The following is a 20,158-nucleotide window of genomic DNA, read 5'->3' on the forward strand; positions in this document are numbered from 1 at the left end:
CACGGAATTATTCGAGCGCCAGTTTCTGCTTGACCACCACGTCCTTGTACACGGCGAATTCCGCCTTGATCTGCTCGGCGAACTGCTCGGGCGTGTTGCCCAGCACGATGGAGCCGGTGTCTTCGATGCGCTTCTTCACGGCCGGATCTTCCAGCGCCTTGCGCACGGCGGCGTTGACCTTGTCCACCACCTCCTTGGACAGGCCCTTGGGGCCCACGATGCCGTAGTACGCCATGCGGTTCACGGGCTCCAGGCCCATTTCCTTGAACGTGGGCACGTTGGGCAGGGCGGCAACGCGCTGCGGCGCGGCGACCACGATGGGCACCAGGCGGTTTTCCTTGATGAAGGGCAGCGCCGAGGGCAGGTTGTCGAAAATCATGGGCACCTGGCCGGCCACGGTGTCATTCAGGGCGGGGCCCGCGCCACGGTAGGGGATGTGCGTCACGAAGGTGCCCGAGAGGTTCTTGTACAGCTCCATCTGCAGGTGGCCGATGCCGCCCGTGCCGGACGAGGAGTACGAATACTTGCCGGGCGACTTCTTGATCTCGGCCACGAACGCCTTGTAGTCCTTGGCGGGGAAGCTGGGGTGCACCGCAATGATGTTGGGCGTGGCCGCGATGTTGATGATGGGCGTGAAGTCCGTCAGCGGGTTGTACGGCGTCTTGGGATTGATGGCGGGATTGGCCGCCGTGGTGGACACGGTGGCCACGCCCAGCGTGTAGCCATCCGGCGCCGAACGGGCGGTTTCGGCCGCGCCCACGATGCCGCCGCCACCGGCCTTGTTTTCCACGATCACGGATTGGCCCAGGGCCTTGCCCAGCGGGTCGGCGATCACGCGCGCAATGATGTCGGTGGTACCGCCGGGCGCGAAGGGCACCTGCAGCTTGATGACCTTGTTGGGGTAGCCCTGGGCGGCAGCGGACCCTGCGGCGGCAGCCAGTACGGTCAGCGCGAGCCATTGACGACGATGCATTGAGTTCTCCTTCATGGGTGACAGACAGCCTGGATGGTATGCGCAACCGGTGTCCTGGCAGCCTGCGGATTCCACATAAGGGCTAACCCGCAGAACACGGCACGGATCAAGTATTCTCCGTGCGTGAATTACGCCCAGCTCCTGCTTCCCGACTTCTCCCTCATCCTGTGCGGCTACCTCATCTGCCGCTACACCGCCCTGAACCGCTCGGTATGGCAGCCGGTGGAGAGCCTGGTGTACTACCTGCTGTTCCCCGTGCTGCTGTTCCAGTCCATCGTCAAGAGCCCGGTGGACATCGGCGCCGCATCGGGGCTGATCGCCGCCGGGCTGATCTCCGGCCTGATCGGGATCGCGCTGGCCTACAGCCTGCCGCACTGGCCCTGGCTGGGCCGGCGCATCGACGCGCGCGACCATGCCGCCAGTGCCCAGGTCGCGTTCCGCTTCAACTCGTTCATTGGCCTGGCCATTGCCGAGCGCCTGGCGGGCTCCGAGGGCCTGCTCATGATCGCCGTGCTGATCGGCGTGTGCGTGCCGCTGTTCAACGTGGCGGCCGTGTGGCCGATGGCGCGGCACGGCCAGCACAGCTTCGCGCGGGAGCTGGTGCGCAACCCGCTGATCGTCGCCACGGTATCGGGGCTGGTGGCCAACCTGCTGGGCTTCAGGATTCCCGACTGGGCCGCGCCCACGGTGGGCCGCATCAGCGCGGCATCGCTGGCGCTGGGGCTGATGGCCGCGGGCGCGGGCCTGCAGTTTGGCCTGCTCACGCGCGGCAAGGCGCTGAGCGTGGCGGTGTTGTCCATCCGGCACCTGCTGCAGCCGCTGCTCGCGTTCGGCATGGCGCGCCTCTTTGGGCTGAACCCGGTGCAGACCACCATGCTGCTCGCCTTCTCCGCGCTGCCCACCGCCTCCACCTGCTATGTGCTGGCGGCGCGCATGGGCTACAACGGACCGTACGTGGCGGGGCTGGTCACGCTATCGACCCTGCTGGGCATGGTCAGCCTGCCGTTTGCCCTGGGATTTCTGCGATGACCGATCCACACCCTGCCCTGCGTTCCGCCGCCCTGGTCCAAGCACGCCGCCGCGCGTTGATGGCGGGCGTGGCGGCCGTGGCGCTTGTGCCGCTGGCGGGCTGCGGGCGCAAGGCCCCGCGCGCGCAGGCGGTGCCCACCGGCGCCACGGTGCTGGCGCTGGGTGATTCGCTGACCTCCGGCGTGGGCGCATCGGCCGACACCGCCTACCCTGCCGTGCTGGCGCGCCTGACGGGCTGGAAAGTGGTCAACGCCGGCGTGTCGGGCGACACCTCGGCCCAGGCGCTCGAACGCCTGCCAGCGCTGCTGCAATCGCACCAGCCCGCGCTGGTGATCGTGGGCATCGGCGGCAACGACTTTCTGCGCCGCCAGAGCGCCAGCACCACCCGCGCCAACATCGTGCGCATCTGTACGGAGGCGCGCGCCAGCGGCGCCCAGGTGCTGCTGGTGGCCGTGCCCGAGCTGTCTCTCTTGGCGGCCTCCACCGGCCGGCTGGGCGATCACGCGCTGTACGAAGAAGTGGCGACCCAGCTGGAGATTCCACTGCACAGCAAAGGCTGGTCCGGCGTGCTGTCCGACGCCCGCCTGCGGTCCGACCAGATCCACGCCAATGCGGCCGGCTACGAGCGGTTTGCGCAAGGGCTGGTGGAAACGCTCAGGGACGCCGGGCTGCTGGCGCGGTAAAGCCACACAGAGCCTCGGCCTGAATACTCATTTTTTGATAGCTGCCAGCGCTTAATTATCAAGCGCTAGAGCCCACTTTCATTCAAAATCCAGCGCCCAGGCCACATGTTCGCGCACGAGTTCACTGGGCTCCTGGGCACGGGACTGCAGCGCCGCACGCACCGCGCCATCGCCCGTGGCCCGCAGCGCATTGCCCAGCGCCACGGCCACGTTGCGCAGCCAGCGCTCGTGGCCAATGCGGCGGATGGGGCCGCCTTCGGTCATGCGCAGGAAGGTGGCCTCGTCCCATGCGAACAGGTGTGCCAGCTGCTGGCCCGCCAGGCCCTTGCGCTCGTCGAAGTCGGGCAGCCGGCTGGCCTGCGCGAACTTGTTCCAGGGGCAGATGAGCTGGCAGTCGTCGCAGCCGTAGATGCGGTTGCCCATGAGCGGCCGCAGTTCCAGCGGGATGGGCCCCGCGTGCTCGATGGTCAGGTACGAGATGCAGCGCCGCGCATCGAGCCGGTGCGGCGCGATGATGGCCTGCGTGGGGCAGATGTCGATGCAGGCGCTGCAGCTGCCGCAGTGCGCGGTGACCGGGGCGCTTTCAGGCAACGCCATGTCCACGTAGATCTCGCCCAGGAAGAACATCGAGCCCGCCTCGCGGTTGAGCACCAGGGTGTGCTTGCCGCGCCAGCCCTGGCCGCTGCGCGAGGCCAGCTCGGCCTCCAGCACCGGCGCGGAATCGGTGAATACGCGGTGGCCGAAGGGGCCGATGGCCTCGGCGATGCGGTCGCTGAGTTTTTGCAGGCGGGCGCGCAGCACCTTGTGGTAGTCGCGCCCCCGGGCATAGACCGAGACGATCCCTTCCTGCGGGCGGGCCAGGCGCCCCAGTTCGAAAGCCTGCCAGCCGCCGGACGCACCCGTGCCCGTATCGCGCGGCAAATAATCCATGCGTGCCGTGATCACGCTCACGGTGCCGGGCACCAGTTCGGCCGGGCGCGCGCGCCTCATGCCGTGCGATGCCATGTAATGCATGTCACCATGGAAGCCCTGCGCCAGCCAGGCCGAAAGGCCGGGCTCTGCGGCGGACAAGTCCACCCCCGCCACGCCGATTTGGGAAAATCCCAGTTCGCGGGCCCACTCCTGCATTTGAGGAACGAGTTGACTGTTGCACCACATACCTGCCAGATTGTAGGAAGCGGCACGGCCGCCCCGGCGGAACCCGCCCACCCCTTCACCTGGCACAGCGAGGATGACACCGCCGCCTTCGCGCAGCGCCTGGCCGCGCAGCCGGGGCTGTCCAACGCCTTCGTCACGCTGCACGGCGACCTGGGCGCGGGCAAGACCACGCTGGTGCGCCACCTGCTGCGCGCCCTGGGCGTGCAGGGCCGGATCAAGAGCCCCACCTACGCCGTGGTGGAGCCACACGAGGCCCCGGGCCTGGCGATCTGGCACTTTGATTTCTATCGCTTCGACGATCCGCGCGAATGGGAGGACGCGGGCTTCAGGGACATTTTTGCCAACCCGGGGCTCAAGGTGGCAGAATGGCCGGAAAAGGCTGCAGCGCTTACGCCGCCTGCGGACCTTGCTATACACATTGAAGCAATTGACGACACCGAAAGGAAGATCACGGTGCACGCCCAAACCGCCAACGGCCGCCACATGCTGCAAGGGCTGCTGAACCCATGAGCCGCCCATCGGCCGCACCGACCCCGGCCTGCCCCCGCGCGCCCCGCACGGGAGGCCCGCGATGAGCCCCGGCAGCGCCAGCGGCACGCCCCCGGCCGCAGCCCGGGGCGTGGCTTCGCGCCGGGCCGTGCTGCAGGCGGGCAGCCTCGTGCTGCTGCTGGGCACGCAGCAGATCGCGCGCGGCGCCACCATCCTGGCCGTGCGCGTCTGGCCCGCGCCCGAATACTCGCGCGTGACCATCGAGTCCGACGGCGCGCTGGTGGCCAAGCAGTTCTTCGTGACCACGCCGCCGCGCCTGGCGGTGGACATCGAGGGCATCGACCTCAGCCCCGAGCTGCGCGAACTGGTCGCCAAGGTCAAGCCGGACGACCCCAACATCGCGGGCATCCGCGTGGGGCAGAACGCGCCCGGGGTGGTGCGCCTGGTGGTGGACCTCAAGCAGCCCGCCATGCCGCAGGTGTTCACGCTGCCCCCCGTGGCGGCGTACCGGCACCGCCTGGTGTTCGACCTTTACCCCGCCGCGCCGGTGGACCCGCTGGAGGCCCTCATCGCGGAGCGCCTGCGCGATGCCCCCGTGACCACGGCCGCCGCCACCCCCAAAGCGCCCACGCCGCCCGCCGAGCACGACCCGCTCGGCGACCTCATCGCGCAGCGCACCACCCGCCCCGTCCCGGCAGAGCACCCGCCCGTGGCGGCGCCCCCGGTGGCGGCCGCCCCGGCCGAAACCACGCGCCTGCCGGGCAACCGGGCCACGTCCACGCACACCGACCGCATCATCATCGTCGCGCTCGACCCCGGCCACGGCGGCGAGGACCCGGGCGCCATCGGCCCCTCGGGCACGCGCGAGAAGGACGTGGTGCTGCGCGTGGCCCACCTGCTGCGCGACCGCATCAACGCCACCACCGTGGGTGGCAATCCCATGCGCGCCTTCCTCACGCGCGACGGCGACTACTTCGTGCCCCTGGGCACGCGCGTGCAGAAGGCCCGGCGCGTGCAGGCCGACCTGTTCGTGAGCATCCACGCCGATGCCTTCACCACGCCGGCCGCGCGCGGCGCCAGCGTGTTCGCGCTGAGCCAGGGCGGCGCCTCCAGCACCGCCGCGCGCTGGCTGGCCAACAAGGAGAACCAGGCCGACCTGGTGGGGGGCATCAACGTGCAGTCCAAGGACCAGCACGTGCAGCGCGCGCTGCTCGACATGAGCACCACCGCGCAGATCAACGACAGCCTCAAGCTCGGCTCCGTGCTGCTGGGCGAGATCGGCGGCATGGCCAAGCTGCACAAGCCGCGCGTGGAGCAGGCGGGCTTCGCGGTGCTCAAGGCCCCCGACATCCCCAGCGTGCTGGTGGAAACCGCCTTCATCAGCAACCCCGACGAGGAAAAGCGCCTGCGCAGCAGCGCCTACCAGGAGCAGCTGGCCGACGCGCTGATGCGCGGCATCACGCGCTACTTCGCCAAGAACCCGCCACTGGCGCGCAGCCGTTCCGTCTAGCCTTGCGCGGACCGCCAAGTGCAGGCAAAGTAGCCTTCATCACCCACGCCCCGGCGTGCAGGCATGTGCTTCCTGCACACCGGCACGCACCGGGGAGGACGGAAGGAGAAACGCCATGGCACTGCCCCACGCCCAATCCGGCCAGATCGTCAGCGTGCGCCCCCTGGGCGACCGCCTGCCCGAGGCCATCACCACCGCCATCCTGAAGGCCGGCCAGCTCGAAGTCATGCGCGTCGTGCTCCCCGTGGGCAAATCCATGAAGGAACACCAGACCCCCGGCGAGGCCACGGTGCAGTGCATCGAGGGCGTGGTCGAGTTTGTCAGCGAGGACGGCATCCAGCAGCTGCATCCCGGCGACTTCGTGCACCTGGCGCCGCGCGCGCTGCATTCGCTCAAGGCGGTGGAGCACGCGTCCCTGCTGGTCACCCTGTGCCTGCTGGCGGGTGGGCGCTGAGGTTTTTTCAGATCCCTGTTTTGGCGCAGCCACTATTCATCGGGCCGTGCGCCACCGGCGACGAATGCAGCTGGCGCAGCCAGCGCGAGTGCGCCCCGCGCAAGGGCCGCCAGGCCGCGCATGCGGCGCTTCGCCTGCATGCGCTGGGAGCATCTCCCTCCCGGCTCGCACGGCGAGGCGAGGAGGGGCTGAGGGCTGAGGGCCGAGGCACGAATCGACTCAGAGGGAGTTCGCCTCACCGCTCCAGGCGGAACACGCTCACGACCTCCGCAAGCCGCGCCGCCTGGTGCTTGAGGCTGTCGGCGGCGGCGGCGCTCTGCTCCACCAGCGCGGCGTTCTGCTGCGTGACCTGGTCGAGCTGCGTCACCGCCTCGCCGACCTGGCTGATGCCGATGGTCTGCTCGCCCGTGGCGCTGGAGATCTCGCCAATCAGGTCGCTCACCCGCTGGACCTGCGCGACGATGTCTTCCATGCTGTGGCCGGCATCCCCCACCAGCTGGGTGCCGTTTTCCACCTTCTGCACGCTGTCGCTGATGAGCGCCTTGATCTCCTTGGCCGCGGAGGCCGAGCGCTGCGCCAGGCTGCGCACCTCGCTGGCCACCACGGCGAAGCCACGCCCCTGCTCGCCCGCGCGCGCCGCCTCCACCGCCGCGTTGAGCGCCAGGATGTTGGTCTGGAACGCGATGCCGTCGATCACCGCGATGATGTCGGTGATCTTGCGCGACGCGGCCGAGATGTCCTGCATGGTGGCCACCACCTGGCCCACCACCTCGCCCCCCTTCACCGCCGCGGCCGATGCCGCGCCCGCCAGCACGGCGGCGCGCTGCGCGGTGTCGGAGTTGTTCTTCACGGTGCTGGTGATCTGCTCCATGGACGCGGCCGTCTGCTCGAGGTTGCTGGCCTGCTCCTCGGTGCGCTGGCTCAGGTCGGCATTGCCCGAGGCGATCTCGCTGGAGCCGGTGGCGATGGAGTCGCTGCTGTGGCGCACGTCGCCCACGATGCGCACCAGCGATGCCTGCATGGTTTCCATGGCCTGCATCATCTGCGCCACCTCGCCGCGCCCCTGCGCGTGGATGGGCCGCGACAGGTCGCCCTCGCCGATGCGCCGGGCCACCGCGGCCACCTCGCCCAGCGAGCGGCGGATGCGCCGCACCACCACCCAGGACAGCAGCACCAGCAGCGCCAGCCCCGCGATGCCCGCCGCCAGCACGGCGGCGCGGTAGGAGCCGATCAGGCCCGCGGCCTCGGCGGCCTGGTCGGCCGACCGCTGGATCTGGTATTCCACCATCTTGTCCGCGACCGCGTTGTACTGGTTGACCACCGGCACGAAGGTGGACATGGCAAACGACTTGGCCTGTGCCATGTCGCCTGCCTTCTTGAGCGCCAGGGCCTTGTCGCGCGTGGCGAGATACGGCGTGCGCACCGCCGCCAGCTCCTCCTGGATGCGCAGGCCTTCGGGGCTGGTTTCCAGCTCGCTGTAGCGCTTTTGAACCTTGGACGTGTCGGCCGTGGTGGCGGCGATCAGGTCCTTGAAGAAGTTCTGCAGGTCGTCGCCTTCGGACTGCACCACCGAGAACACCCGCGTGGAGTTGACCGCGATGTTGCTGCGCCAGCGCAGGGCCAGCTGCAGGCGTTCGACCTGCTCATTGGCCAGACCGTCCACCGTCCTGCCCAGGTGCTGCACGCGCACCAGGCTCAACGCCAGGATGAGCACGAGCGCCAGGACGGCCACCCCCACGATCAGGCCGATTTGTTGCGCCACCGTCAGCTGCGGGCCCGTGTGGGATGTTTGAGGGTCCATGGTGTGTGTCCTTATACGAATGGATTGCATTAGAAATGATCTGCTGCCGCCCGCCGGTTGGCAACCACCGGCGATGCCACGTAACCCCGCCCCAGGGGGAACGTGATGCCCGCGCACCACGGGAACCGCCGGCACTTGGCAACGCGGCGGGCGTTTCCCATGAGGTCGCATGTCCTACAGCGGCATCCCACGGCTGCCTACGCGGGGGCCCCGCCGGGCGACGGATAGTGAAGCCACAGGTCCAGCCCGTCTGCAGCCGCAGCCGGACTCCCAGGCCTGATTCCATTCACAAAGGACTCTTGCCATGAAAATCCGTCACATCCTTCTTGCGACCACCTGTACCGCAGCCCTGGCACTGGGTGGTTGCGCTTCGAACCCCACCAGCGCACAGGTGGGCACCGGCGTGGGCGCCGTGGTCGGTGGTGTCGCCGGCAATGCCGTCTTCGGGGGCCCCGCAGGCACGATTGGCGGTGCCGCCGCCGGCGCCCTGATCGGCCATGAGATCGGCGAGGACCGCGATCAGCGCCGGCCTTATCGCCGCTGATCCCCCCGGCCGCCGGACAACCTCCCCTGCGGCCGAACCGGGCTGCCGGTGAGTTCTGCATAAAAGAAGCTGCCAGCGCTTGTCACACAAGCGCTGGCAGCTTTTTTTTTCATAGCACCCGTTGATTCAAGGTCAAGGTGCGGTCCTGGCCTGCCGCCCGGCGCGCCAGGCACCAAAGATGGCGATCAGGCCGGGGATGAAGATCATGGCCCAGATGATCTTGTCCAGGTTCTCCTTGACCCAGGCAAAGTTGCCAAAGAAATACCCCGCCGAGCAGATGCCCAGGACCCACAGGAGCGCGCCCCCCACGTTGAACGCGGTGAACTTGGCGCGGCCCATCTCCGCCACACCCGCCACGAACGGTGCGAAGGTGCGGATGAAGGGCATGAAGCGAGCGATCACGATGGTGATGCCGCCATAGCGCTCGTAAAAGTCATGCGCCTGGTTGAACGCACGGCGGTTGAACCAGCGCGAGTTTTCCCACTGGAACACCTTGGGCCCGAAGTAGCGGCCCAGCGAGTAGTTGCACTGGTCGCCCAGGATGGCCGCCGCCAGCAGCACCGCGCAGGCCAGCGGAAAGCTCATCATCCCCGCGCCGCACAGCGCGCCCACGATGAACAGCAGCGAATCGCCCGGCAGGAACGGCATCACCACCAGCCCTGTCTCGACGAACACGATGGCGAACAGCAGGGCGTACACCCACATGCCGTAGGCCTGTACGAAGGCCTCCAGGTACTTGTCCACGTGCAGGATGAAGTCGATGAGAAAAGTGACAAGTTCCATGGAAGGGCGGGTCCGGACACCGGGCAGCAAAAAGGTGGGCGCATTATCCCCATCGGGCCCCGCCCCGGCCCGATACCCCTGCGCGGCCCCCGCCCTAAAATCTCACGGGTGAACGACACCACCCCCCTCCTCGCGGCGGCGCAGCCCGCCACCACCCCCCTCGCCACGGCCCGGCGCCCCATCCGCGACCTGCCCGATGAACTCATCAGCCAGATCGCCGCCGGCGAGGTGGTCGAGCGCCCCGCTTCCGTGGTGCGCGAACTGGTGGACAACGCGCTGGACGCGGGCGCCACGCAGATCACCGTGCGCCTGTCGGCTGGCGGCGTGCGCCTGATCACCGTGGAAGACGACGGCGGGGGCATTCCACACGCAGAATTGCCCGTGGCGCTGCGCCGCCATGCCACCAGCAAGATCACCAGCCTGAACGACCTGGAGACCGTGGCCACCATGGGCTTTCGGGGCGAGGCGCTGGCCGCCATTGCCTCGGTGTCGGAGATGGCCCTGCTCTCGCGCCCGGCGGCGCAACCCAATGCCTTCCTGCTGGACGCACGCAGCGGCGAGCTGCGCCCGGCCGCGCGCAGCACCGGCACCACGGTGGAGGTGAAGGAGCTGTTCTTCTCCACCCCCGCGCGCCGCAAGTTCCTGAAGACCGACGCCACCGAACTCGCGCACTGCATCGAATCGGTGCGGCGCCATGCGCTCGCGCGGCCGGATGTGGGCTTTGCCATCTGGCACGAAGGCAAGCTGGTGGAGCAGTGGCGCGCCACCTTCGTGCCCGGACAGGGGGATGCCCAGGACGCGCTGGCCCGCCGCCTGTCCGACGTGCTGGGCGAGGACTTCGTCACGCAATCCGTGGCCGTGCAGCACCGCGTGGGCCCCGTCACCGTCACCGGCCGCGCGGGCCTGCCCGACGCCGCCCGCTCGCGCCCCGACCACCAGTACTGCTACGTGAACGGCCGCTTCGTGCGCGACAAGGTACTCACCCATGCCGCCCGCAGCGCGTACGAGGATGTGCTGCACGGCCACAAGCAGCCCATCTATGCGCTGTATGTCGAGATCGACCCGGCCCGCGTGGACGTGAACGTGCACCCCACCAAGATCGAGGTGCGCTTTCGGGACAGCCGCGAGGTGCACCAGGCCGTGCGCCATGCCGTGGAAAACGCGCTGGCCGCACCGCGCGCCGCCGCGCTCGCGGCCGTCGCTGCGGCTGCTGCGGGGACAGCCGCGCCAGACGCGGGCGCCACGGCGCAGGGCCCCACCGAGGACTTCAGGCCCAATCAGCCTCCAGCCCTTCACTGGCAAGCGCAGTCAGCTATCAAATTTGAAGAGCGTGGCCACCACGTGGCGGACCTGCAGGCGCTGTGGGGCCCCAGGAGGGAGACCGGGCCCATGGGCCATGACGCGCCAGCCGCCGTGTTGCCCACCGCGGCGCCATCGCAGCCCCTGCCGGGCACGGCCGATGCCCCGCACGGCAACGGCCCTGCGGCCGCCCCCGCCGGCGGCGCGGTGCCCGGCGCCCCTTCCGTGCCGCCAGCGACCGCCCGCGGCCCCGCCGGCAGCGAGACCACCTGGCCCCTGGGCCGCGCGGTGGCCCAGCTGCATGGCGTGTACATCCTGGCCGAGAACGCCCAGGGCATGGTCATCGTGGACATGCACGCCGCCCACGAGCGCATCGTCTACGAGCGCCTCAAGGCCCAGGTGGATGGCGACGCCCGCATCGCCAGCCAGCCGCTGCTGATCCCGGCCACCTTCGCCGCCACGCCCGAGGAAGTGGCCACGGCCGAGGCATCCGCCGAGGTGCTGGCCATGCTGGGCATGGAAGTGGTGCCCTTCTCGCCCAAGACGCTGGCCGTGCGCGCCGTGCCCACCACCCTGGCCCAGGGCGACCCGGTGGAACTGGCCCGCAGCGTGCTGGCCGAACTGGCCGCGCACGACGCCACCACCGTGGTGCAGCGCGCCCGCAACGAGATCCTGGGCACCATGGCCTGCCACGGTGCCGTGCGCGCCAACCGCAGGCTCACCATCGACGAGATGAACGCCCTGCTGCGGCAGATGGAAACCACGGACCGGTCGGACCAGTGCAACCACGGGCGGCCCACCTGGCGGCAGCTGAGCATGAAGGAACTGGACGCGCTGTTTCTGCGCGGGCGCTAGCCCCAGCGGCCGGCACCACCACCGCCTGCGACATCGCCCGAGCCCCGTCCTCCAGCCGTCGCCCAGTCACCGCGCCGCCCATGACCGACCCCACCGCCCCGCCCCTGCTGCTGGCCGCTGCCGCCCTGTGCCTGGTGGCTTTGCCTGCCCATGCGGGGCGCCCCCTGTCGGTGGACGACGCCGGCGTGGACGAGGCAGGCCACGGCCACATCGAAGTGTGGTGGGAAGGCCGGCGCGGCCAGCGTGGCACCGTCTACGCAGCCCCGGCATTCACCCCTGTCGAGGGATGGGAGCTGGGCGCGCTGCTGGCTCGCGACCGGGACGAGCGCCATACCCTGCAAGGCCTGCAGGCCAAATGGCTGTGGAGCCCGGCACAGGAACAGGGCTGCAACGCGGGCAGCAGCGCGGGCATCACCCACCGGCGCCAGAGCCCCGGACAAACCGCCGGCAGCCTGGTGGCGCTGAACCTCATCGGCACCTGCGCGGCGCCCTGGGGCGTGGTCAACGCCAACCTGGGCAGCCAGCGGGAACGCGGGCAATCCTGGCGGGCCACCTGGGGGGCATCGGTGGAGCACGGCTGGGGCGCAGTCACCCCCCATCTGGAAGCCTTTGGCACCCAGCATGGCGCGCCCACCTTCCAGACCGGTGCCCGGTGGGAATGGGCGCCCAGCCGGCAGCTGGACGCCACGATCGGCCGCCAGCAGGGGCGCACCTGGCTGAGCGTGGGATTCGCGCTGGGGTTCTAGGAGCCAGCCCGCGATCTCGCGCCCCCCGAGGTGGGCGCCGAAGTGCTTCTTTGGCTGGCCTCAAGGCACGGAGCGCGGCTTTGCCGGCAGAATCGGCCGCCCTGCCCCCAAGGACCCTGCCCATGATGGCCTTCGACGCCCAGTCCATCGCACAAACCACCCCCACGGGCGACGCCATTGCCCGGGCCGTGGCGGCCGGCTGGGCGCTCGGTCCCGTGGAGCACTGCGTGCTGCTGCGGCGCGGCTTCAACCAGGTGTACGAAGTGCGCTTTGCCAGCGGCCAGCACGCCATTGCACGCCTGTGCGCCGAGAGGCCGCGCGGCGCGCCGAACATCGCCTACGAGACCGCCCTGCTGACGCACCTGCGGCGCGAGGGTATCCCGGTCGCCGCCCCGCTGCCGGCGGCCGATGGAAGCTTCAGCGTGGCGCTCGCCCTGCCAGAGGGTGGCCGCGCGCTGCTCCTGTTCGACTTTCTGGCGGGAGATCCCCCCGGCGAGTCGCTGGTGGACATCGAGGCCACCGGCCGGGGGCTGGCCCGGATGCACAACGCAGCACAGGGCTACCACGGCCCGCCAAGCCGCTACACGCTGGACCTCTCCCTGCTGCTCGATGCATCGCTGGAACGCATGCTCGCCGCCCCCACGGTGGACGCGGCGCTGGGACGCGAGTTTGCCGCGCTGGCCGGCGGGCTGCGCCAGCGCTTTGCCGCATGGCCCGACCTCACCCGCGTGCACTGCCACGGCGACTGCCATGGCAGCAACAACTTCATGAGCGACGGACCCGGGCAGGGAGACGAAAGCAGCCGCGTGGCAGCCTTCTTCGACTTCGACGATGCGGGCCCGGGCCTGCTGGCCTACGAGCTGAGCGTGTTCCTGTGGGTGCTGCTGCCGCGCAGCCTGGAAACACCCCTGTCCGCCGCCCTGCGGGAACGCTGGCAGCGCTACCTGGCGGGCTACACCGGCGTGCGCCCCGTACCGCCGCAGGATCTGGCGGCCATTGCGCCCTGCCTGGCGGTGCGCCAGTTCTGGGTGATGGGCGAATACGCGGGCCGTATCCCCGTGTGGGGCACCCAGGCCATGCCCACCCACTGGCTGCGCAAGCAGATCCCGCTGATGCAGGCATGGATGGACCTGCCGACCGCCGAGGGGCTGGTGGCCGCGGCACCGGCCGTGGCCGCGCCCGCCGCACAGGCGCATTGAACGCTGGGGCCCGCCAGGGCGCCCTGGCCCTCCGCCCAGAACAAGGCCCGCGGCGGCGGGCCTTGTCGTGTGGTTTCAGCCTGGCACCGGGCCAGGGCCCGTGGCCGTTGGCGGATCAGTTGTCCCGCGCTGCCTTGGCGGTGTCCGGGAAGTCGCTGAACACGCCGTCCACACCCAGGTTGTAGAACAGCTTGTACTCGGCCTTGGGGTCGCCCTTGAAGTCCGAAGCCAGGCGCTTGGCCTCGCTGCGGAAGGTGTAGGGGTGCACCATCAGGCCCGCGGCGTGGGCATTCTTCACCACATCGGTGGGCGCCATCATCACGCGGTCGCGTTCGTCGATCTTGCCGTCGCCATTGAGGTCATCGGCCTTGCCGTCCTTGTTAGCGTCCACCTGCTTGGAGGGGATGAGGTACGGCTTCCAGGGGCCGATGCCGTCGGCATAGGTCTTGACCTCCTTGAGGCCCGCGGGGGTGAGCAGGCTGGCGAAGGTGCGCGCGTCGCCGGCCACGGCAAAGTCGTAGGGCTTGTCGTAGGGGGCGGTCAGGTCCATGCTGCCGTCGGGGTTCACGTCGTTCGCGTCCACCAGCTGCACCAGGCGGATCTGCGTCTTGGTGCGCAGGTACTTGAGGTTGGACACCTCGAACGACTGCACGATGACCGGCGAGCTCTTGGCGGTGTAGCCGTACTTGGCCAGCGTGGCGAGCAGGCGGTCTTCCAGCGGCAGGCCCAGCTTGGCATGGAAGGTGGGGTGCTTGGTCTCGGGGTACACGCCCACGGTGCGGCCGGCCTTGGCGCCTTCGTTCTTGGCGAGGTCCAGCACTTCTTCCAGGGTGGGGATCTGGTACTTGCCGTTGTGCGACTGGTCGCGGTCCGACAGGGGCTGGACGGCGCGCAGGGTCTTGATCTCGGCCAGGGTGAAATCCGACACGAACCAGCCCTCTTCCTCCACGCCGTCCACCATCTTCTTGGTCTTGCGGCCCGCGAACTCGGCGCGGGTGGACACATCGGTGGTGCCGGTGATGTTGGGTTCGTGGCGCGCCACCAGCACGCCGTCCTTGGTGGCCACCAGGTCGGGTTCGATGAAGTCGGCGCCCATGTCGATGGCCCGCTTGTAGCCCTCGAGCGTGTGGTCGGGCAGGTAACCGGCGGCCCCCCGGTGGCCGATCACGAGCGGCTTGTCGCCATTCAGCGTGGGATAGGGGTTGTCATCGTTGCCGCCGCAGGCCGCCAGCGTGGCCAGCAAGGCCAGCGCACCCAACTTCGCACCAGGAATGTGCATGCTCTTCTCCTCGTTGTGTTTAGAACCGCCGAACTGTGGCCGCCGCCTGTGACAAGGCGATGACTCCCGTTTTGCGCGCCGGTGACAGCCCACGCCAGCCCCCCGCCGCACCAACATATGGCAACTCACCCGCCACATTCCCCACCATTGTGCATAGGCATGCGCATAAACGTATAACTTTTGAACATAATTCGATGTTGCAGCGCGCCATTGCCTGCTTTTTGACGCAGAAAGCTTTTTGAACATGAAATACGAGTCCGCAGGCAGCTTCCTTTCCCACGTGGCCCACCGCAATCCGGGTCAGCCCGAATTCCTGCAGGCCGTCACTGAAGTCATGGAAAGCCTGTGGCCGTTCATCGCCCAGCACCCCCGCTATGCCGAGCATGGCCTGCTGGAGCGGCTCGTCGAGCCCGAGCGCATCGTGATGTTCCGCGTGTCGTGGGTGGACGACCATGGCACCGTGCAGGTCAACCGCGGCTACCGCATCCAGCACAGCATGGCGATCGGCCCCTACAAGGGCGGCCTGCGCTTTCACCCCTCGGTGAACCTGTCGGTGCTCAAGTTCCTGGCGTTCGAGCAGACCTTCAAGAACGCGCTGACCACGCTGCCCATGGGCGGCGGCAAGGGCGGCTCCGACTTCGACCCCAAGGGCAAGAGCCCCGGTGAAGTCATGCGTTTTTGCCAAGCCTTCGTCTCCGAGCTGTTCCGCCACGTGGGTGCCGACACCGACGTGCCGGCAGGCGACATCGGCGTGGGCGGCCGCGAGGTGGGCTTCATGGCGGGCATGATGAAGAAGCTCAGCAACCGGGCGGACTGCGTGTTCACCGGCAAGGGCCTGTCGTTCGGCGGATCGCTGATCCGCCCCGAGGCCACGGGCTATGGCACCGTGTATTTCGCGCAGGAGATGCTCAAATCCCGGGGCCGCTCGCTCGACGGCATGCGCGTCTCGGTCTCGGGATCGGGCAACGTGGCGCAGTACGCGGTCGAAAAGGCCCTGCAGCTGGGCGCCAAGGTGGTCACCGTGTCGGATTCGAGCGGCACCATCGTGGACGAGGACGGTTTCACCCCGCAGAAGCTGGCCGAGCTGATGGAGGTGAAGAACCATCTGTATGGCCGCGTGAGCGACTACGCAGCCCGCACGGGCTCCCGCTTCGAGGCCGGTGTGCGCCCCTGGCACGTGCCCGTAGACGTGGCTCTGCCCTGCGCCACGCAGAACGAGCTGGACGCCCAGGACGCCGCCACCCTGATCAGGAACGGCGTGGTCTGCGTGGCGGAAGGCGCCAACATGCCTTCCACCATCGATGCCGCCAAGGCCTTCGAGGCGGCAGGCGTGCTCTACGCCCCCGGCAAGGCCAGCAACGCCGGCGGCGTGGCGACCTCGGGCCTGGAAATGAGCCAGAACGCCGCCCGCCTGTCGTGGCCCCGCGAAGAGGTCGATGCGCGGCTGCTGCAGATCATGCAGGGCATCCATGCCGCGTGCCTGCACTATGGCAAGCGCAGCGACGGCAGCGTGAGCTACGTGGACGGCGCCAATATCGCGGGCTTCGTCAAGGTGGCCGACGCCATGCTGGCGCAGGGCGTGGTCTGACCTTTCTTCGGGAAACGTTTCAGAAGCGGTGAAAAGAAGGGCAGTTGCCGGGCAGTTGGCGGGCTCTGCGGGAAGATGGGCACAAACCCTGCTTTCCGTGCGAGAACTTTCCGGCACGATGGCGACTCTCTCCTTTCCATGAAACGCACCCCCCTTCTGATCTCCCTGGCGCTGGCCATCGCCGTCTCGGCGGGCTGCGCCACCCTCGACGCCAAGCAGCGCGAGTGGATCTTCCAGCCCAGCGACCGCAGCTGGGGCGGCCCCCAGTCCACCGAGGACATGCAGGACGTGTGGATCGATTTCCAGTCCGAGGCCACCGGCCAGCCTGGCCGGCTGCACGGCCTGTGGCTGGCCCATGCGCGCGCGGACGCCCCCGTGATGCTGTACCTGCACGGGGCGCGCTGGAACGTGGCGGGCTCGTCCGGCCGCATGCGCCGCATGCAGGAATTGGGGTTCTCGGTGCTCGCCATTGACTACCGGGGGTTCGGCCAGAGCAGCGCCGCGCTGCCTTCCGAGGTCACGGCCGGCGAGGACGCCCGCGCCGCCTGGGACTGGCTCGCCCGCCAGGCGCCGGGCACGCCGCGCTACATCTTCGGGCACTCGCTGGGCGGGGCCATCGCCATCGACCTGGCCCGCCAGGTCCCCGACGAGCAGGGCACCATCGTCGAAGGCACGTTCACGAGCATCCCCGAGGTGGTCAGCACCTTCAAATGGGGGTGGTTGCCGGTGTCGGCCCTCATCACCCAGCGTTTCGAATCCGTGCGCAAGGTCTCCGAAATCGGCTCGCCCCTGCTCGTGGTGCATGGCAGCGAAGACAGCCTCATCCTGCCCAGCCTGGGCCGCAAGCTGTACGAGGCGGCGGCCGAGCCCAAGCGGTTTGTGCTGGTGGAGGGTGGATCGCACCACACCACCAACGCCGTGGGCCAGGGCCTCTACCGCGAGGCCATGGTGGCTCTCTTCAAGCTGAAGTAATTTGGCCTGGAGGGCACGCCCTCAGCGCCGCACCGCCTGCGCCAGTGCCGCCCAGGCCTTGAGGGTGAGCGGGTGGGTGAAGCCCGCGCCCGCCACCGGGTGCGACGAGAGCTTGACCACCACCATCTCGGCAGCCGGGTTCACATGGATGAACTGGCCGTGGATGCCCGCGGCCTCCCAGGCGCCATCGGCGTTGTGCAGCACCCACCACTGGTTGCGGTAGCTGTAGCCGGGGCGAAACGCCATGCCGCCCATCTTGAACTTCTCGCGGTCGCCGCCTTTGGCGGTATCGTCGATCACGGCCTTGTCAAAAATCTTCTGGCCGTTGTAGCTGCCGCCCAGGCGCAGCATTTCGCCAAACCGCGCCAGGTCGCGCGCCGTGGCATTGAGCCCTGCGCCCTGCAGCGGCGTGCCCACGCTGTCCACCATCACGTGGGCGTCTTCTTCCATGCCCAGTTTCTGCCAGATGTTCTCGCTCATCAGTTCGGCCCAGTGCTTGCCGGTGGCGCGCGAAACAATCCAGCCCAGCACCTCGGAATGCACGGTGCGGTACACAAAACCCGCGCCGTGTTCGCCTTCCTTCTTGAGCGTCTTCAGGAAGTCATACACATTGGTCGGCCCCTGGTAGCCCGGCGGGCGTGGCAGCATGCCGCTGGACCAGCTGTAGCCAAAGATCTCGGTGGCGGGGTCGGTGTAGACCTCGCGGAAACGCACGGCACCCGTCATGTCCATCACCTCGCGCACCTTCATGTCGCCCCAGGCCGAGTCGGCCAGCTCGGGCACATATTTGGTGACCAGCGCGCTGGGGTCGATCTTGCCCTCGTGCGCCAGTTGCGCGGCCATGAGGCCGGTGAACGACTTGGTGACCGAGAACAGCAGGTGCGGCGTGTACGGCTTCATCTGGTTGTCGTAGCGCTCGTACACCACGCGGCCCTTGTGCACCACCACCAGCGCATCGGTGTAGGTGCGGGTGAGCCACTGGTCCACCGTGATGGGCTGCCCCTTGTCGTCATCAAACACCACGCCGCCCAGGGGCTTGGGGTCTGCAGGCAGGGCCGATGCAGCCGCCCCACCCCGGCGGATGTTGTGCGTGGGCTGCAGCTCGCGCAGGTGCTGCAGCGCCCAGCGCATTTGGGGGTACTTGAAGGAATTGCTCAGGTCCACACGCTGCGCGCCCTCGGGCGGGAAGGTGGTCATGTAGCCCAGCTTGTCCAGCGTCACGCTCTCTGGCGCGGGCAGGGCCGGAGCCTGGGCCTGGGCGGCCAGGGCTGTGCCCAGGGCGGCCAGCGCCAGCGCACTGCGCAGCCGGGTGGTCATGGCGGGGCGCCAGCCCTGGGACCCTCGGCGGGTTGTGATCTTGTGCATGGGATGTCTCCTGGCTTGTTGTGTTGTGTGTTGTTGTGCGGCGGCCTGGATCCGGCCAGCCGCACCACCATGGTGCTGCGCCACCGGCCTCGCGCCCTGTCACCCGCGCGACGCGCGTCACACACCAACTCTCACCATCTCTCACAAGCCCCGCCCGGCAAGGCGCCCATGCCCCATCTGGTACCCTCAGACAGATATGTCTGCCCCCTCCGCCACCGCCGTGCCCACGGCTGCTTCCGCCTCCATCCAGCCCGGCCTGGCCATCCTGGTGCTCGCGCTGCTGCTCTCCATCCAGCCCGTCACCACCGACCTGTACCTGCCCGCCCTGCCCGCCCTCACGCGCAGCCTGGGCGCACCCATGGCGGCCGCGCAGCTCACGCTCAGCGGCCTGCTGCTGGCGTTTGGCTGCTCGCAGATGGTATGGGGGCCGCTGTCGGACCGCTTCGGACGCAGGCCCATCCTGCTGGCGGGGCTCGGCATCTACACCCTGGCATCGCTGGGCAGCGCATTTGCACCCACCATGGCGCTGCTCATTGTGTGGCGCATCGCCCAGGGCGCCGCGATGGGCGCGGTGGTGATGTGCGCGCGGGCCATCGTGCGCGACCTGTACACGCCGCTCGACGGCGCGCGCGCCATGTCCAAGGCGCTCACGGGGCTGGGCATCGTGGCCTGCATCTGCGCGCCCATGGGCGGGCTGCTCAGCGAATGGCTGGGCTGGCGCGCGGCGCTGCTGGCGCTCACGGTGTATGCCGTCGTCACGCTGGCCCTGGTGGCGCTGCGCATGCCCGAGACCCTGGCGCGGCGCAACCCGCAGGCACTGCAGCCCCGTGTGCTGCTGGGCACCTGGATGCAGGTGCTGCGCCACCCCACCTTCTGGGCGTTCTCGCTGCAGACCACGGCCACCTACGGCGGCCTGTTCACCTTCCTGGCAGCCTCTTCGTTCGTCTATATCGACGTGCTGGGCCTCACCCGCACGCAGTACGGCTGGACCATGGCGTCTGCCTGCCTGGCCTACTTTGGCGGCACCTTCCTGTGCCGCAGCCTGCTGGCCCGCTTCGGCCTGCAGCGCACGGTGGCCATCGCGGGGGCACTGAGCATCAGCGGCGGCACGCTGATGGCGCTGGTGGCGCACCTGGGCTGGCACCAGCCCTGGGCGCTGACCTTGCCCTTCTATCTCTTCATGCTGGGCCACGGCATCCACCAGCCCTGCGGGCAAAGCGGCGCTGTCGGCCCGTTTCCGCAGGCGGCGGGCGTGGCGTCGGCGCTCAATGGTTTCATGATGATGCTGGCCGCCTTTGCCATCGGCGGCTGGCTGGGCGCGCGCCTGGACGGCACCGTGTGGCCCCTCGTCAACGGCATCTGGTTCTGGTCGGCCGCGCTGGCGCTCATCTCGTGGACGCTGGTGCAGAAGTTCGGAGCCCGCGCGTGACC

At 69.0% G+C, this 20,158-nt stretch carries 18 protein-coding genes; 12 read left to right on the plus strand and 6 right to left on the minus strand.

Features of this window, described 5'->3' with window-relative positions:
* Positions 1-7: 7 nt before the first annotated feature.
* Positions 8-973: a tripartite tricarboxylate transporter substrate binding protein BugE gene (locus AC1RCS_RS06365; protein ID WP_218295475.1), complete on the minus strand. Its 966-nt coding sequence runs from the start codon at positions 971-973 to the stop codon at positions 8-10.
* A gap of 123 nt (positions 974-1,096) precedes the next feature.
* On the opposite strand from AC1RCS_RS06365, the gene AC1RCS_RS06370 reads away from it, so the two are divergent.
* Positions 1,097-2,002, plus strand: a complete 906-nt coding sequence (locus tag AC1RCS_RS06370; protein WP_218295476.1) for an AEC family transporter — start codon at positions 1,097-1,099, stop codon at positions 2,000-2,002.
* Positions 1,999-2,685 (plus strand): GDSL-type esterase/lipase family protein, encoded by a 687-nt coding sequence (locus AC1RCS_RS06375; RefSeq protein WP_492244080.1) that lies wholly within the window; start codon positions 1,999-2,001, stop codon positions 2,683-2,685. Before AC1RCS_RS06370 ends, AC1RCS_RS06375 begins: the two co-directional genes overlap by 4 nt.
* A 78-nt stretch (positions 2,686-2,763) precedes the next feature.
* On the opposite strand, the gene queG is transcribed toward AC1RCS_RS06375, so the two are convergent.
* Entirely contained in the window at positions 2,764-3,813 is a 1,050-nt protein-coding gene (gene queG, locus AC1RCS_RS06380) for a tRNA epoxyqueuosine(34) reductase QueG (protein WP_492244081.1), read from the minus strand.
* A 12-nt stretch (positions 3,814-3,825) separates the two neighbouring features.
* On the opposite strand from queG, the gene tsaE reads away from it, so the two are divergent.
* The 3 genes from tsaE to AC1RCS_RS06395 all read left to right on the plus strand — a co-directional run bounded on the left by tsaE (position 3,826) and on the right by AC1RCS_RS06395 (position 6,296).
* A complete protein-coding gene (tsaE, locus tag AC1RCS_RS06385; protein ID WP_218340180.1) occupies positions 3,826-4,353 on the plus strand; it encodes a tRNA (adenosine(37)-N6)-threonylcarbamoyltransferase complex ATPase subunit type 1 TsaE in 528 nt (175 codons plus the stop codon).
* Positions 4,354-4,414: 61 nt separating this feature from the next.
* Complete coding sequence (locus AC1RCS_RS06390; protein ID WP_492244082.1) at positions 4,415-5,842, plus strand: N-acetylmuramoyl-L-alanine amidase; 1,428 nt, start codon at positions 4,415-4,417, stop codon at positions 5,840-5,842.
* Between the two features lie 115 nt (positions 5,843-5,957).
* Entirely contained in the window at positions 5,958-6,296 is a 339-nt protein-coding gene (locus AC1RCS_RS06395) for a cupin domain-containing protein (protein WP_218295481.1), read from the plus strand.
* Between the two features lie 235 nt (positions 6,297-6,531).
* Here AC1RCS_RS06395 and AC1RCS_RS06400 read toward each other — a convergent pair whose 3' ends face one another.
* On the minus strand, positions 6,532-8,097 hold the full coding sequence (locus tag AC1RCS_RS06400) for a methyl-accepting chemotaxis protein (protein WP_492244083.1): 1,566 nt from the start codon (positions 8,095-8,097) through the stop codon (positions 6,532-6,534).
* A 304-nt stretch (positions 8,098-8,401) separates the two neighbouring features.
* Between AC1RCS_RS06400 and AC1RCS_RS06405 the strand changes: the two genes are divergently transcribed.
* Positions 8,402-8,641, plus strand: a complete 240-nt coding sequence (locus AC1RCS_RS06405; protein ID WP_218295483.1) for a YMGG-like glycine zipper-containing protein — start codon at positions 8,402-8,404, stop codon at positions 8,639-8,641.
* 132 nt (positions 8,642-8,773) lie between these two features.
* Here AC1RCS_RS06405 and AC1RCS_RS06410 read toward each other — a convergent pair whose 3' ends face one another.
* Entirely contained in the window at positions 8,774-9,424 is a 651-nt protein-coding gene (locus AC1RCS_RS06410; protein ID WP_218295484.1) for a DedA family protein, read from the minus strand.
* 108 nt (positions 9,425-9,532) lie between these two features.
* On the opposite strand from AC1RCS_RS06410, the gene mutL reads away from it, so the two are divergent.
* The 3 genes from mutL to AC1RCS_RS06425 all read left to right on the plus strand — a co-directional run bounded on the left by mutL (position 9,533) and on the right by AC1RCS_RS06425 (position 13,523).
* Positions 9,533-11,578, plus strand: coding sequence for a DNA mismatch repair endonuclease MutL (gene mutL, locus AC1RCS_RS06415; protein WP_492244084.1), 2,046 nt, complete (start codon positions 9,533-9,535; stop codon positions 11,576-11,578).
* An 80-nt stretch (positions 11,579-11,658) separates the two neighbouring features.
* Positions 11,659-12,324, plus strand: a complete 666-nt coding sequence (locus tag AC1RCS_RS06420) for a PA4824 family protein (RefSeq protein ID WP_492244085.1) — start codon at positions 11,659-11,661, stop codon at positions 12,322-12,324.
* 122 nt (positions 12,325-12,446) lie between these two features.
* Complete coding sequence (locus AC1RCS_RS06425) at positions 12,447-13,523, plus strand: phosphotransferase enzyme family protein (RefSeq protein WP_492244086.1); 1,077 nt, start codon at positions 12,447-12,449, stop codon at positions 13,521-13,523.
* Positions 13,524-13,638: 115 nt separating this feature from the next.
* On the opposite strand, the gene AC1RCS_RS06430 is transcribed toward AC1RCS_RS06425, so the two are convergent.
* Positions 13,639-14,802, minus strand: coding sequence for a glycerophosphodiester phosphodiesterase (locus AC1RCS_RS06430; RefSeq protein ID WP_218295488.1), 1,164 nt, complete (start codon positions 14,800-14,802; stop codon positions 13,639-13,641).
* Between the two features lie 244 nt (positions 14,803-15,046).
* Between AC1RCS_RS06430 and gdhA the strand changes: the two genes are divergently transcribed.
* Together gdhA and AC1RCS_RS06440 are read left to right on the plus strand one after the other, a co-directional pair.
* The gene (gene gdhA / locus AC1RCS_RS06435) at positions 15,047-16,390 is read left to right on the plus strand and encodes an NADP-specific glutamate dehydrogenase (protein WP_492244087.1); all 1,344 of its coding nucleotides are present in this window, start codon (positions 15,047-15,049) and stop codon (positions 16,388-16,390) included.
* Positions 16,391-16,528: 138 nt separating this feature from the next.
* Positions 16,529-17,362, plus strand: coding sequence for an alpha/beta hydrolase (locus AC1RCS_RS06440; RefSeq protein WP_369642940.1), 834 nt, complete (start codon positions 16,529-16,531; stop codon positions 17,360-17,362).
* Between the two features lie 21 nt (positions 17,363-17,383).
* Here the strand turns inward: AC1RCS_RS06440 and AC1RCS_RS06445 are convergent, their stop codons facing one another.
* Positions 17,384-18,679: a serine hydrolase domain-containing protein gene (locus AC1RCS_RS06445; protein WP_492244252.1), complete on the minus strand. Its 1,296-nt coding sequence runs from the start codon at positions 18,677-18,679 to the stop codon at positions 17,384-17,386.
* A gap of 244 nt (positions 18,680-18,923) precedes the next feature.
* Between AC1RCS_RS06445 and AC1RCS_RS06450 the strand changes: the two genes are divergently transcribed.
* Positions 18,924-20,156, plus strand: coding sequence for a multidrug effflux MFS transporter (locus AC1RCS_RS06450; RefSeq protein ID WP_218295491.1), 1,233 nt, complete (start codon positions 18,924-18,926; stop codon positions 20,154-20,156).
* The last annotated feature ends 2 nt before the right edge of the window (positions 20,157-20,158 follow it).

It is taken from the genome of Acidovorax sp. GW823-FHT01C06 (assembly GCF_058798375.1).